Annotated in this window: 12 protein-coding genes; 6 read left to right on the forward strand and 6 right to left on the reverse strand. The window is 59.3% G+C overall.

Annotated elements, in window-relative coordinates:
* The first annotated feature begins 7 nt into the window (after positions 1-7).
* The 5 genes from ACTJK5_RS17245 to mmsB are packed head-to-tail and all read left to right on the forward strand — an operon-like array spanning position 8 to position 5139.
* A complete protein-coding gene (locus ACTJK5_RS17245) occupies positions 8-1198 on the forward strand; it encodes an acetyl-CoA C-acyltransferase (protein WP_440612905.1) in 1191 nt (396 codons plus the stop codon).
* Positions 1198-2325, forward strand: coding sequence for an acyl-CoA dehydrogenase family protein (locus ACTJK5_RS17250; RefSeq protein ID WP_440612906.1), 1128 nt, complete (start codon positions 1198-1200; stop codon positions 2323-2325). The genes ACTJK5_RS17245 and ACTJK5_RS17250 overlap by 1 nt, the downstream gene beginning before the upstream one ends.
* Before the next feature lie 43 nt (positions 2326-2368).
* The gene (locus ACTJK5_RS17255; protein WP_112956871.1) at positions 2369-3142 is read left to right on the forward strand and encodes an enoyl-CoA hydratase-related protein; all 774 of its coding nucleotides are present in this window, start codon (positions 2369-2371) and stop codon (positions 3140-3142) included.
* Between the two features lies 1 nt (position 3143).
* Positions 3144-4220 (forward strand): enoyl-CoA hydratase/isomerase family protein, encoded by a 1077-nt coding sequence (locus ACTJK5_RS17260; protein ID WP_440612907.1) that lies wholly within the window; start codon positions 3144-3146, stop codon positions 4218-4220.
* Between the two features lie 16 nt (positions 4221-4236).
* Complete coding sequence (gene mmsB, locus ACTJK5_RS17265; RefSeq protein ID WP_112956870.1) at positions 4237-5139, forward strand: 3-hydroxyisobutyrate dehydrogenase; 903 nt, start codon at positions 4237-4239, stop codon at positions 5137-5139.
* A 52-nt stretch (positions 5140-5191) separates the two neighbouring features.
* Here mmsB and betC read toward each other — a convergent pair whose 3' ends face one another.
* On the reverse strand, positions 5192-6706 hold the full coding sequence (betC, locus tag ACTJK5_RS17270; RefSeq protein ID WP_153312359.1) for a choline-sulfatase: 1515 nt from the start codon (positions 6704-6706) through the stop codon (positions 5192-5194).
* A 16-nt stretch (positions 6707-6722) separates the two neighbouring features.
* Positions 6723-7676, reverse strand: coding sequence for a choline ABC transporter substrate-binding protein (locus ACTJK5_RS17275; RefSeq protein ID WP_153312360.1), 954 nt, complete (start codon positions 7674-7676; stop codon positions 6723-6725).
* 93 nt (positions 7677-7769) lie between these two features.
* Here ACTJK5_RS17275 and ACTJK5_RS17280 point away from each other — a divergent pair, with 93 nt between their 5' ends.
* Complete coding sequence (locus ACTJK5_RS17280) at positions 7770-8666, forward strand: choline sulfate utilization transcriptional regulator (RefSeq protein ID WP_153312361.1); 897 nt, start codon at positions 7770-7772, stop codon at positions 8664-8666.
* 30 nt (positions 8667-8696) lie between these two features.
* Here ACTJK5_RS17280 and ACTJK5_RS17285 read toward each other — a convergent pair whose 3' ends face one another.
* From ACTJK5_RS17285 to ACTJK5_RS17300, 4 genes are all read right to left on the reverse strand, one after another.
* Positions 8697-10304 carry a DHA2 family efflux MFS transporter permease subunit gene (locus tag ACTJK5_RS17285; protein WP_153312362.1) on the reverse strand — a complete coding sequence of 536 codons (1608 nt, stop codon included), beginning with the start codon at positions 10302-10304 and terminating at the stop codon, positions 8697-8699.
* Positions 10305-10331: 27 nt separating this feature from the next.
* Complete coding sequence (locus tag ACTJK5_RS17290; protein WP_440612908.1) at positions 10332-11486, reverse strand: HlyD family secretion protein; 1155 nt, start codon at positions 11484-11486, stop codon at positions 10332-10334.
* A 160-nt stretch (positions 11487-11646) separates the two neighbouring features.
* Positions 11647-12534: an RDD family protein gene (locus tag ACTJK5_RS17295; protein WP_153312363.1), complete on the reverse strand. Its 888-nt coding sequence runs from the start codon at positions 12532-12534 to the stop codon at positions 11647-11649.
* The gene (locus ACTJK5_RS17300) at positions 12531-13577 is read right to left on the reverse strand and encodes a stage II sporulation protein M (RefSeq protein ID WP_153312469.1); all 1047 of its coding nucleotides are present in this window, start codon (positions 13575-13577) and stop codon (positions 12531-12533) included. The genes ACTJK5_RS17295 and ACTJK5_RS17300 overlap by 4 nt, the downstream gene beginning before the upstream one ends.
* Positions 13578-13605 lie beyond the last annotated feature (28 nt).

Genomic DNA, 13605 nt, shown 5'->3' on the forward strand with positions numbered 1-13605 from the left:
AACACAGATGACTGAACATGACCCAATTGTGATCGTCGGCTCCGCCAGAACACCCATGGGTGGTTTCCAGGGGGATTTTGCTGGCGTTCCTGCCGCGACACTCGGCGCAACCGCCATCGAAGCGTCGCTTTCGCGCGCCGGATTGGCAAAGGATGCTGTCCAGGAAATTCTCATGGGCTGCGTGCTCTCCGCAGGGCAGGGTCAGGCGCCTGCGCGGCAAGCGGCGATTGCCGCCGGTCTGCCTCTTTCAGCTGGCGCTACGACCCTGAACAAGATGTGCGGGTCCGGCATGAAGGCCGTGATGCTGGCCCATGATCTCGTTCACGCGGGCTCTTCGGATGTCGTCGTTGCCGGCGGCATGGAGAGCATGTCGAATGCACCTTATCTCTTGCCGAAGGCGCGCACTGGTCATCGCATGGGACATGGACAGGTTCTCGACCACATGTTTCTCGACGGCTTGGAGGATGCCTATGAGAAAGGTCGCCTGATGGGCACGTTCGCGGAGGATTGTGCCGAGGCCTACCAGTTTACGCGCGACGCCCAGGACGCCTACGCACTGGCGTCGTTGGAGCGCGCCAGGCGGGCAACGACCGAAGGCCGTTTCGTGTCGGAGATTGCGCCGGTGCTGGTTTCGGCGGGAAAGACTGAGACACGCGTTTCGATCGATGAGCAGCCGGGAAAGGCGCAGCCGGAGAAGATACCGAAGCTTCGCCCAGCATTTCGGGAAGGCGGTACCGTCACCGCCGCCAATGCCTCGTCCATTTCGGATGGCGCAGCAGCGCTCGTCCTGATGCGAGCATCTGAAGCCGAGCGGCGTGGTCTGGCGCCAAGGGCGCGCATTGTCGGTCACGCCAGCTACGCCAACGAGCCTTCGCTCTTTGCAACCGCTCCCATCGGCGCGCTGCGTCGGCTCTCCGAGCGGACTGGCTGGGCGTTGTCCGGTGTCGATCTGTTCGAGATCAACGAGGCATTCGCAGTGGTGGCCATGGCCGCCATGCGCGACCTCGATCTGCCTCACGATAAGGTCAACATCAACGGTGGCGCCTGCGCGCTCGGCCATCCCATCGGCGCCTCTGGTGCGCGGGTTATCGTTACACTGCTTGCAGCACTGGAGGATAAGCGGCTCGATCGCGGCATGGCATCCGTCTGCATTGGCGGAGGGGAGGCCACCGCCATCGCAATCGAGAGGATGAGCTGATGTTGCTCGACGACGTACAGGAACAGATCCGCGAGACGGCACGCGAGTTTGCCGTCAATCGACTGGCCCCTGGCGCTGCCGCACGGGATCGCGATCATGCCTTTCCCCGCCAAGAGTTGACGGAGATGGGAGAACTTGGATTTCTCGGCATGCTCGTGACGGAAGATTATGGCGGCTCGCAAGCCGGAACGGTCGCCTATGCGCTGGCATTGGAAGAAATTGCCGCGGCAGATGGAGCATGCTCGACGATCCTGTCTGTTCATTCCTCCGTCGGCTGCGTGCCGATCTTACGTTTTGGCACGGAGGAGCAGAAGTCTCGCTTTCTTCGGAAAATGGCATCCGGCGAGTGGATCGGCGGCTTCGCCCTGACGGAGGCGCATGCCGGATCAGATGCATCCGCATTGCGCAGCCGCGCGCGGCTTGATGGCGATCATTACGTTATCGACGGTTCGAAACAATTCATCACTTCCGGCAAAAACGGCAACGTCATCATCGTGTTCGCGGTCACCGATCCGGAGGCCGGCAAGAAGGGCATATCTGCCTTCATCGTGCCGACCGACACACCGGGCTACAATGTCGTTTCCGTCGAGCACAAGATGGGCCTCCATGGTTCCGATACCTGTGCGCTGGCATTCGATGGAATGCGTGTCCCGGTCGAAAACCGTTTGGGTGGCGAGGGCGATGGCTATCGGATTGCGCTCGCCAATCTTGAGGGTGGGCGCATTGGGATTGCGGCGCAGGCGGTCGGCATGGCGCGTGCGGCGTTTGAAGCGGCGACGGCCTATGCCAAGGAGCGCCAGAGTTTTGGCAAACCAATCATCGAGCATCAGGCTGTGGGCTTCAGCCTGGCGGACATGGCAACGCAGATCGAGGCGGCGCGCCAGCTCGTGCTGCACGCGGCCAGCCTGCGGGACGCCGGACGGCCATGCCTGACGGAAGCCTCCATGGCCAAATTGTTTGCGTCGGAAATGGCAGAGAAAGTCTGTTCCGCCGCAATCCAAGTGCATGGCGGTTACGGCTATCTTGCAGACTATCCTGTCGAGAGGATTTACCGAGATGTGCGTATTTGCCAGATTTACGAAGGCACCAGCGAGGTGCAGCGGCTGGTCATCGCAAGACAGCTCTAAGAGCCTCTGAGATCGGTACGCCTGCATGAACAGGGAGAGCGCTATGTCAGAATGTATCGAGATCAGCCGGGAGGGCCGTGTTGCCCTGATCAGGCTCAATCGTCCGGCGCAGCTCAATGCGTTGAATTCGCAGCTTGCACGCGACATGGTTTGCGCAGTTGAAGAACTCGAATGCAACAAGGACATCGGGGCGCTGGTCGTCACCGGCTCGGACAAAGCGTTCGCGGCTGGGGCAGACATCGCCGAAATGGCTGACAAGAGCGCACAGCAGATGATCGAGGAGGATTTCTTTGCGATCTGGGATCGCTTCACGGGTAGTCGGTTGCCGAAGATTGCCGCGGTAAACGGTTATGCGTTGGGTGGCGGATGTGAGTTGATGATGATGTGCGATTTTGCCATCGCGGGCGAAAGCGCGAAGTTCGGCCAACCCGAAATCAAGCTCGGCGTCATTGCAGGCATGGGTGGAACACAGCGCATGACGAAGCAGATCGGACGGGCGTTGTCGATGGATCTGCATTTGACCGGACGCATGATGGGTGCGAACGAGGCCCTGCGTGCTGGTCTCATTGCGCGCGTCGTCCCCGACGCCGATGTGGTGCCGACTGCCATGGCGGCTGCGGCACAGATAGCGGACTATTCGCGTTCTGCGGTGCGTCTTGCAAGAGAGACCGTGATGAAGGCCGAAGAGCTATCGCTGCATGAGGGCATTCTTTACGAGCGCGCCATGTTTCATCGCCTGTTCGGTACGCCTGATCAGCGCGAAGGCATGGCCGCATTCGTCGAGAAGCGCAAAGCCAATTTTCAAAGGGAGCAATAGCATGTCCGGAATGACCCCAACGGGCATCACATCCGATGAGACGGTTGTCGTCAGTCTGGAAGGCGCGTTGGGGCGCATCCATCTCAACCGACCGGAAGCGCTCAACAGCCTCAACCTCGATATGGTCCGTAAGATCTCAGACGGCATCGACGCACTGGAGAGCAATCCCGCGGTTCGCGCGATCGCCCTGACCGGGGAGGGACGGGCCCTGTGCGCGGGCGGCGACATCAAGATGATTTGGCAAGTGGGTCGAACCGCACCGCAAGAGGCTCTCGCGTTCTGGGCTGAGGAGTATCGCCTGAACGCCCGGATCAGCCACCTGCGCAAGCCCTGGCTGGCCGTTATGGACGGCATCTGCATGGGCGGTGGCGTTGGCTTGTCGGTTCATGGCAGCCATCGCATCGTCACGGAGAAAACGCGGTTTGCGATGCCGGAAACCGGTATCGGCTATTTCCCCGATGTCGGCGGCACCTGGGCACTGTCGCGCGCGCCGCAACACTTCGGCTTCTGGATCGGTCTTACCGGCGCGACGATCGGCGCTGCAGATACGATTGCTGCCGGTCTTGCCGACGCCATGGTCCCGTCCGAAGCCCTCCCGGCTCTTTTGGCTGATATCGCATCGGGACAGACGGTGGAAAGCGCGATCAAGGCGCATGCTGTCGACCGCGGTGTTTCGATGCTGAAAGATAATGCTGTTCTGATCGACAGCGTGTTCGCTTCAGGCGACATGGAGGAAATTTTTGCCGCACTGCAGGCGAACGGGTCAGACTTCGCGAAAAGCACCCTGGCACTGCTCAAGGCGAAATCCCCTACAAGCCTGGTCTTGACCTTGCATTTGCTGCGTGCAGCGCAGAGCTCAGCTTCACTGGAAACCTGCTTTGATCGGGAATACGCTACCGACGCATTGATCCTCAATGGCCATGATTTCTATGAGGGCGTGCGAGCGGCCGTCATCGACAAGGATCGCAATCCCATCTGGTCTCCCGCACAACTGGGAGAGGTCGATCAAGAGGGGCTCGTTTCCGCCATCAAGCCACTCCCTTCGCTGTTTTCGACAGCAACTGCGGACGATCTTTGAGGCAAGGAGAATAGATATGGTCCAGTCGATCGCCTTTATCGGTCTCGGCAACATGGGTGCGCCGATGGCCGGTAATCTGGTCAAGGCGGGTTACACCGTTACCGGCTTCGATGTCGCTGAGGCTGCGCGCAAAAACGCAACGGAGCGAGGCGTCCGAGTGGTTGAAACCATCGGTGGGGCGGTCGGCGGCGCGGATGCCGTCATCACCATGCTTCCGAATGGCGAACTGGTGCTGGATGTCTGGAGGCAGCTTGTCGGCATTCTCTCACCCGGAACGCTCGTGATCGACAGTTCGACGATCGATGTGGAAGGTGCTCGGGCCGCGCATGGATTGCTGCCGGAATGCCTGACGATCGACGCGCCGGTTTCTGGTGGAACGGGCGGTGCCGAAGCCGGAACGCTAAGCTTCATGCTGGGTGGAGACGCTGCTGCAATCGAGGCTGCGCGTCCAGTTCTGGAACCGATGGCTGGACGCATCATCCCTTGTGGCGCTGCAGGTGCGGGTCAGGCGGCGAAGCTCTGCAACAATATGCTGCTTGGCATTTCGATGATTGGCGCGGCTGAAGCCTTCGTGCTTGGAGAGAAACTCGGTCTGGAACATCAGGCACTCTTTGATGTGATATCCACCTCATCCGGTCAATGCTGGTCGGTCAACACCTACTGCCCGGTGCCCGGTCCCGTTCCGACCTCGCCGGCGAACCGTGATTATGCCCCCGGATTTGCGAGCGCGTTGATGCTCAAGGACCTGCGCCTGGCAAACCAGGCCGCAACGGACTCCATGGCGATGACTCCGCTGGGTGCGCATGCCCTAAAACTCTATGAGGCTTTCGTTGCATCAGGCCATGCCCACCAGGATTTCTCGGCGATTATTGCGCTTCTAAGGGCCGCCAGGTCAGCCGATGATGGGAAGACCGGCTGATGGCAGCAAGCCTGCCGGCTCCTCTGGGTAAGATTGACGGCTGGGCGTTTTCTTACTCTCCGCGTGGATAGCGCTGGTTTTCCTCAAGCACGTTGAGGTCCATGTGATTGCGCATGTATCGCTCCGACGCTTTTTGCAAAGGCTGGTAGTCCCAAGGATAATAGGCGCCGTTGCGCAGCGCCTTGTAGACCACCCAGCGCCTTGCCTGGCTTTCGCGGACTGCCTCGTCGAAGACGGGCAGTTTCCAGCGTCGGTCGATCTCTGCTGATAGCGCCGAAAGCACGTCGCGAAAGGCCGGATCGCCGGCAAGATTGGTACGTTCCTCGGGGTCTGTCTCCAGATCGTAAAGCAGTGGTGGATCAGCGTCGCAGACCGAAAGCTTGTAGCGCCCGTCACGAAGAGCGACGAGCGGTGTAATCGAGCCTTCGGCCGCATATTCCATCGGCACGGGGCCACGTGTGCCACCCCCTGCGGCCAGGGATGCCAAGTCCTCACCATCCGTCCAGCGCTTCAACGAAGTGATGTCGAGCCCGGCCAATCCGCACAGCGTCGGTGTCACATCGAGGGTCGAGACAGGTGCGTCGATCCTTGCAGGCATCCAACCGGGCGCCGCGATCATCAACGGCACGCGCGCGGAGCCTTCGAAGAAGCACATCTTGAACCACAGCCCGCGTTCGCCGAGCATATCGCCATGGTCGGACAAAAACAGGATGATGGTGTCCTCCTCCATCCGGGTGGCTTTCAGGACTTGCAGGATCTCGCCGATCTTCTCGTCGATGTAGGAGATGTTGGCGAAGTAGCCGCGTCGTGCGCGCCTGATTTGCTCCGGTGTAATGTCGAACGCCTTGTGATTGCACGCTTCCAACAGGCGTTTCGAATGCGAGTCCTGATCCTCAAAGGCGATCGCTTCCGACCGCGGATCGAGTGCCGGGCACTCCTCGTAGAGGTCCCAAAACTTCCTTCGGGCCACGTAAGGATCGTGCGGATGGGTGAAGCTGACCGTCAGGCACCATGGCCGTTCATCGAGGCGGCGCGACAGATCATAGAGTTTGCGCATGGCGTTATAGGCAACCTCGTCGTCATACTCCATCTGATTGGTGATCTCGGCAACACCCGCGCCGGTGACGGAACCGAGATTGTGATACCACCAGTCGATACGTTCGCCGGGCTTGGTGTAATCAGGCGTCCAGCCGAAATCCGCCGGATAGATATCCGTCGTCAGGCGTTCCTCAAAGCCGTGCAGTTGGTCGGGCCCGACGAAGTGCATTTTTCCTGAAAGGCCCGTGTAATAGCCTGCCGCCCGCAGATGATGGGCATAGGTCGGTATGTCGGATGCGAATTCGGCCGCGTTGTCATAAACCCTTGTTCGAGTGGGCAATTGACCGGACATGAAGGAGGCACGGGCCGGCGCGCAAAGCGGGCTTGCCGTGTAGGTATTGGCAAAGCGGACGGACCGCTCTGCCAATGCTTTGAGATGGGGCGCGTGCAGGAAATCCGCAGGTCCGTCGGGGAAAAACGTCCCGTTGAACTGGTCGGCCATCAGGATCAGGATATTGGGACGGGCCATGTCGAAATTTCCGGCTTCAGAGCCCAAGCTTTGCCTTGACGGCGGCATCACCCGGTTTGCCGCCCAATGTCGTCACCCCTTGCAGCCAGCCGTCAATTGATTTCGGGTTTGCCTTCAGCCAAGCCGTGGCCGCCGCTTTGGAGTCCTCGCCACCCAGAATCGAGCCCATCAGGCTGTTTTCCATGTCGATGTTGAACGTCAGGTTTTTGAACAGCTTCGCCGCGTTCGGGCACTGCTGAGGCCAGCCGGTGCGCGCCAGCGTGTAGACTTCCGCGCCGCCGAAATTGGGACCGAAATAGGCGTCGCCGCCGGAAAGATAGGTGATGTCGATCTTCTTGTTCATCGGATGCGGAGCCCAGGCGAGGAAGACCACCGCCTTCTTGTCGCGACCTGCCCGCTCCACCTGCGCCAGCATGGCCTGCTCGCCGGATTCCACCAATTGCCAGCCTTTGAGGCCGAAGTCGTTGGCATCGATGATTTTCTGAATGTTCTGGTTCGCAGGCGCGCCCGGCTCGATGCCGTAGATCTTGCTTTCGAACTCGTCCGCATGCTTGGAGAGATCGGCGAAATCCTTCACGCCTTTCTCCGCCATATAGGCTGGCACCGCCAGCGTGAACTTGGCGCCTTCAAGATTTTTCGTCATCACCTCGGCTGCCTTGGCGGCTTTCAGGTCGTCGACGAAGGATTTCTGCGCTGGCATCCAGTTGCCAAGGAAGACGTCGATCTCGCCGTTTTTCATTGCCTGATAGCCGATCGGAACCGACAGGGTTTTCACGTCCGCCTCATAGCCAAGCGCGTCGAGCAAAACGGACGCGACACCATTCGTCGCGGTGATATCGGTCCAACCCGGATCGCTGAGGCGGACCGTCTTGCAGGCCGCATCATCGGCCGCTTGAAGTGGAGTTGAGAAGGCTGCCACCGATAAAAACAGACCAGCGGCTATGCGATGCAGGCGATAATCGATTTTCATTGTGGTTCCCCTTTATTAGTTTCGTTTATTGAACGCAGCATTGTTTTTGCCTGTAAAGCAGGTATTTTTCGATAGTTGGCATAAGGAATTTTAATGTCAGAGCGACCGCTCGATCTTGGCTGGATGCGCATTTTCACCGAGGTGGCTCGTCGTGGCAGCCTGACGGCAGCGGCTGCATCGCTCAAGCTGACCCAGCCAGCTGTCAGCTACCAGATCCGCAGGCTCGAGGATGAACTTGGTGTTGCCCTGATCCGCCGCAAACATCGTGGGATAGAACTCACCGCAGAAGGGCAGCGGCTCTTCGAGGTCGCATCGCGCAGTGTCGACGCTATCGATCTTGTGGCGGGCCAACTGCGTAAAACGGACGAGCGTCAGACGATCCGCCTGCATACGGACTATGCGTTTTCGTCACTGTGGTTGATCCCGCGCATGCACGGCTTTCGTGTCCTCAATCCTGATATCAATATCCAGATCGTCGCGACACAGGATCCGCTGGGGCAAGGTAAGCATGACAGCGACGTGATGATCATCTTCGGGGTAAAGCAGGATGCAGGCGAGGGAGCAGTCCTGCTGCTTTCTGAGAAGGTAACTCCGGTGTGCTCGCCCGCTATGCTGGCGGATAGATCCGCACCTGCGAGCATCGCAGAGTTCTCCAGACGTAAGCTCATTCATCTCGAAAACAATTCTCAGACGCACTGGTACGACTGGGCCGACTACCTCACTCAACTCGGCGTGGACCGAACACCCGAACACTGCGGCGGCGACATCAGCTTCAACAACTACGCGATGGTCGTGCAGGCAAGCATCTGCGAACAGGGTTTCGCGCTCGGCTGGGCGGGATTGATCGATCCTCTGCTAGAGGCAGGTGTGCTGGTAACTGCGGGTCCGAGCCTCGACGCACCGAACCGCGGCTACTGGTTGATGCGACCCAAGAGCAAAGACGTGGCGGTGGGTAAGCTGACAGAGTGGCTTATTGGCGAGCGGCACTAAAATCTTTGACGAAGCTTGTAGCAGAGACGCTCAATGCATTCCGCCACCGCCAGCCTTCGTATCGACGTTGCGCAGGATCAATGCCAGCGGCACCGCGAGTATGGAAATCACCGCCAGGACAAAAAACACGTCGATATAGGCAAGGTAGCTCGCCTGAGCGCCGACCTGCTGGCCGATGAGCGCCATGGCCTGGTTTTGTGCGTCCACCACAGAGGAGCCACGCTCCGCGAAGAAGCCCTGCAGGTTCTGAATGGTTTGATGATAGGCCGGATCCGCGGGATTGACGTGTTCGACCAATCTGCTCTGGTGCCACTGCTCTCGGTGAGCCAGTACGTTGGAGGCGATGGAGACGCCGATCGAGCCGCCGGTGTTGCGGGCTGCGTTGATCAGGGCGGACGCCTGGTCAGTCTGGTCCGGTCGCAGACCGTCGTATGAGGCGGCGGTTATCGGGATAAAGATAAGCGGCAGGCCGAGACCGAGAATGCACCGCGACCATACGAAGAAGGTGAAATCCGCATCGGGGCTGAGGCGCGTCAGGTCGTACATGGACAGTGCAACCATCGTTGCGCCAACGGCGATCAGATATTTGGGCTGGATACGAGAGGTCAACTGGCCTGCCATGAACATCATGAACATGGTCACCAGACCGCCTGGGGATAGCGCCAGGCCCGCCCATGTGGCGGTATAGCCATAATTTTCCTGCAGCACCTGCGGCACGAACTGGGTGGTGGCGATGAGGATGGCGCCGATTGCCAGCATCACGATCATGCACGAGCCGAACTGTCGCGTTGCAATCAGTCGCACGTCGAGCACCGGGTTCTTCGCCGTCAGCAGCCAGGGAATTGAGGCCGCCAGTGCGGCAAAGCAGATGACCGCTGTGACGATGATAAAGGTCGAGTCGAACCAATCCTCGATCTGGCCGCGATCGAGCATGAGTTCCAGCGATCCGAGGAACGTCGCGACCAGCACGAAACCGATAATATCGAACCGAATGCCGCGTTGGCGCATCTCTTCGCGCTTTTTCTTCTGGTCTTCGGAATCGTTGACCAGGAAATAGACGAGCAGGAAGGCAAAAATGCCGACGGGGCCGTTGATCAGGAAACACCAATGCCAGGAGAGATTGTCGGAAAGCCAGCCGCCAAGTGTGGGTCCGACGACGGGTGCGACCACCACGGCGATGCCGAAAATCGCAAAAGCCTGGCCGCGTTTTGCCGGAGGAAAAGCGTCGGTGAGGATCGATTGCGAAACTGGCACCATGCCGCCGCCGGCAAAGCCCTGGATCATGCGAAAAACGAGAAGCGATGGCAGATCCCATGCCAGCCCGCACATGACGGAGGCAACCGTGAACATGGCAAGGCAAACGAGGTAAAATCGCTTGCGGCCATAACGCTGGGCAATGAAGCTCGAAGCGATTAGCGCTATGGCGTTGGAGACGAGATAGGTGGTCACCACCCAGGACGCCTCGTCGGAACTTACAGCCAATCCGCCGGAAATATAGCGCAGAGCGACGTTGGCGATGGTGGTGTCGAGCACCTCCATAAACACGGCGAGCGCCACGACGACCGCCACCAACCACGGATTGGTGCTGCGGCCACTCGCCATTGAGCCGGTTCCGCCTGTCGCTGTCGCGGTTGCCATATCCGGTCCTCGATCCTGATGTCTGGATTAGCCTCTGGGGCGAACGGTCACGGTGGGTTCGACTGACATGCCCGGACCGATGGAGACATCCTTCGGCCAATTATCAACCGTGATCTTCACCGGCACGCGCTGGGTGACCTTCACATAGTTGCCAGTGGCGTTCTCTGCCGGGAGCAGCGAGAAGGCGGTGCCTGAACCCGGCTGCACGGAGTCGACCTTGCCGTGCAGAAGGTGATCCGGATAGGCGTCGATCGTGAGTTCCACCGGCTGGCCGGGGCGCATATCGGCCAGTTGTGTTTCCTTAAAATTGGCCGTGACCCAAATCTCGTCCGGCACGAACATGGCGATGGCCTGGCCCGCCTGGACGAATTGTCCTTTCGCACCACTGATCTTTACCACGCGACCAGGCTGCGCAGCGGTTAGCGTCGTGTAGTCGAGGTTCTGGTCGGCGCTTTCCTTCTGGGCCTCTGCCTGCCTCAGGCTCGCCTCGGCGCTGGTGCGCTGTGCTTCTGCGGCTACCTTGTTCTTCATTGCCGAACTGATGTTAGCCTGGGCTTCCGCATATGCCGCCTGAGCCTGGCGCAGGTTTGATTCTGCCTGCTGGGATGTCTGCAGGCTGCCGGCGCCGCCCTGCTGCAATTGGCGCTGTCGGTTGGCTTCGTCTTTCGCAAACTGCAGAGCGGCGCCCGATGAGGCCTCGCGCGCCTTTGCTTCATCGATCGCAGCCGACGCGACATCGATCTGTGCCGTCGCATTGATAATCGATGCCTTGGCCGCTTCCACCTGGGCCTCGGCCTGATCCACGGCGATCTGATAATCGCGCGGAGTTATTTTGGCGATTACGGCGCCAGCCGCGACGTGGGCGTTGTCAGTAACGGCGACATCTTCAAGATAACCGGAGACCTTCGTCGCGAGCGCGAAACTGCGCGCATCGACAAAGGCGTCATCCGTCGTCTCATAAGGATAGAAATAGACGAGCCAGACGAAGTAGGTAGCGATCCCGAGCCCAATCAGACCAACAATGATGAGCGTCGCCCAGTAGGGATGTCGGCGTATCACCGATGGCTTCTTGTCTTCCTGCTTTGGTTGTTGACCGTCGATTTTTGTCTGAAGCTCGCGATCCTGCGGATCGCCGTTTTGCTTCGCTTCGTTCTCGGAAACGGCGCGCTGAGCTTGAACCACGATATGCCTCTAAAAATAAGCTGAATATTCGACCTCAACGCAAGACGAACTTAAAAGTTCCGGGCAAAGTTGCACCGCAAAAGAATCCTGAGAGTGCCTCGTTTTTTTGACGCGACGTCCTCTCAGATTACGGTTGCGTGGTCAGAGACGCACTGAGATCTCACGGGCTGGTGGTGTCCTTGCCGGCGTTGTGAAACTTGTTCTCGCGGCGTTTGCCGAAGAGCCGCAACGTTTCAAGATGCTCGCGCTGCGCGATGTAGAAGGCATTTAAAAACTCCAGTTCCTTGCCTGGCGTCACAGCTTCGGGGTAACCGATCTTTTTGATGATCGCTTGGGCGATCTCAATGGCCTGCTTGTCGCGAAGACGCGTGTTTGGATCTCTGAGCAGGCCTTCCAGGGTCTGCAACTCATAGCTTCCGTAAATATCCAGCTGTTCCGGTCTGAACTCGAACCCCGCCTGGGTCGCCTTGATGGTGGATGTGGCGGCTGCAAGATCGGGCAGGAGGACTGAGCGGGGATTTTCAATGACGAGGGTCCCAGCCATGAGATCGCCGAGCCGTTGCCGCCGATTGCTGGATAAAGTGACGGCCACCACGATGACGAGCCAGAAGAGGGTTGTCCATGTCAGCCAGACCGGTGATTCTGAAAATATCAGGCCTAAAGGCGTGAATATCTCCACCTCCTTCATGAGATTTCGTGTGGCAATCTGATGCGGCGTCAGGCGGCGGCCTTCGACATTCACGACGCGGATGCCGGCGATCCGTTTTCCCAGCGTGCGACCATTCCAGATCAGTTCTGACAAAATGTAATAGGGCGTCCGCAACAGGAATCCCAAAAGCGTAATCGCGGTTGCTCTGGCGCTCTCCTCCAATGCGCCACTCAGCGAAAGCACAATGATGCAGCCAAGCGCGATGACGAAGGTCATCACGAAGTCGATGAACTGCGCGCCGAGCCGCGATGCGACAGACGCGATGTCAAGGTGGAGCGCAACGCCTTCCGGCGGCATCAGTTCTTCTACGCGCTTACCGTCGCGAAAGATCAGGCTCATCGCTCGGTCTCTTTCGATGGCGTCCTGTCGCGGCCCGACAAGGTCAGCCAGGCCACCCACAGAGCCCCCACACCCCACCCGATCGCGATCCGCCACAATGGGTCTTGAATGGTCTGACGCAAGAAACCCTCCAGAAAAGCGGCAGCAATCAGCATGATGGCCGCAAGGAAGGCGAGCTTGACGGCATCGTAGGCCTGTTGCCGCAAGGCCTCCCTGCGGCGCAACGCGCCGGGCAGGAGGACGGCGAGCCCGAGACGTGCGCCACCCGCGCAAGCAATCGCAATTGCCGCAAGTTCCGTGACGCCGTGGATGGAAAGCCAGGCGAACACGTCGTAGCCCAGCCCGTGTTGGGAGAACATGGCGAAAAATACGCCCAGTATCATGCCATTGTAAAAGGTCAGTGCGAAGCTTGGAATGGCGGCGAAGATGCCAAGGGTGAAAATCAAAACGGCAATCGTCGTGTTGTGGGAAAAAAGGTAAGCCATAAAGGCCGCCAACTCGTCAGTGGCGTGACCCTCATTTCCATAGATCGTCGATCGAAGCAGGTCTGCCGAGGCGGAGGGCGTGCGATCACCCGCCAGATCGGCCGGCACAAGCGCATAAAACCAGCTGTGATCGTCGAGATAGAGTTTGTACCCAACTGCGGCCCCGAGGATCATTGCGAAAAAGCCGATGAACAAGGGGAGGTAGGACCGTCGTACGGCCTGCGGGATACCACGGATCAACAGCCGGCTTACCAGGCCACTCACGCTTTCCTGCGGTGCATAGACCACGAGATAGGCTCGGGCGCACAGGCTCTCGAGATAGGATATCAGCGCCTTGTCCAGCGATATGTCGCGCGCGACGCTGAGCGAATTCATAGCCTGCCTGTAGCCGGAGGTGAGCGAGCGCACCTCATCATAGTTGAGTGTCGCCACGCCGCGCTTTTCGACCCTGGTCACAAGTTGGTCGAGCACCCGCCATTGTGCCTCCCGCTCGGCTCGAAACCGGGCGGAGCGCAGCATGTCCAACGGTGCCGGTGTCTGCGTCGGCGCGCTCGGCATTGCTACATTAAGGTCGACATTTGGCCCG

It is taken from the genome of Agrobacterium sp. 22094, from assembly GCF_052046015.1.
Lineage (GTDB): Bacteria > Pseudomonadota > Alphaproteobacteria > Rhizobiales > Rhizobiaceae > Agrobacterium > Agrobacterium cavarae.

Bases quoted from the DNA above. Each gene is read 5' to 3' on its own strand.
- ACTJK5_RS17245 (WP_440612905.1), top strand. From the start codon at position 8: ATGACTGAACATGACCCAATTGTGATCGTCGGCTCCGCCAGAACACCC.
- ACTJK5_RS17250 (WP_440612906.1), top strand. From the start codon at position 1,198: ATGTTGCTCGACGACGTACAGGAACAGATCCGCGAGACGGCACGCGAG.
- ACTJK5_RS17255 (WP_112956871.1), top strand. From the start codon at position 2,369: ATGTCAGAATGTATCGAGATCAGCCGGGAGGGCCGTGTTGCCCTGATC.
- ACTJK5_RS17260 (WP_440612907.1), top strand. From the start codon at position 3,144: ATGTCCGGAATGACCCCAACGGGCATCACATCCGATGAGACGGTTGTC.
- mmsB (WP_112956870.1), top strand. From the start codon at position 4,237: ATGGTCCAGTCGATCGCCTTTATCGGTCTCGGCAACATGGGTGCGCCG.
- betC (WP_153312359.1), bottom strand. From the start codon at position 6,706: ATGGCCCGTCCCAATATCCTGATCCTGATGGCCGACCAGTTCAACGGG.
- ACTJK5_RS17275 (WP_153312360.1), bottom strand. From the start codon at position 7,676: ATGAAAATCGATTATCGCCTGCATCGCATAGCCGCTGGTCTGTTTTTA.
- ACTJK5_RS17280 (WP_153312361.1), top strand. From the start codon at position 7,770: ATGTCAGAGCGACCGCTCGATCTTGGCTGGATGCGCATTTTCACCGAG.
- ACTJK5_RS17285 (WP_153312362.1), bottom strand. From the start codon at position 10,304: ATGGCAACCGCGACAGCGACAGGCGGAACCGGCTCAATGGCGAGTGGC.
- ACTJK5_RS17295 (WP_153312363.1), bottom strand. From the start codon at position 12,534: ATGAGCCTGATCTTTCGCGACGGTAAGCGCGTAGAAGAACTGATGCCG.
- ACTJK5_RS17300 (WP_153312469.1), bottom strand. From the start codon at position 13,577: ATGCCGAGCGCGCCGACGCAGACACCGGCACCGTTGGACATGCTGCGC.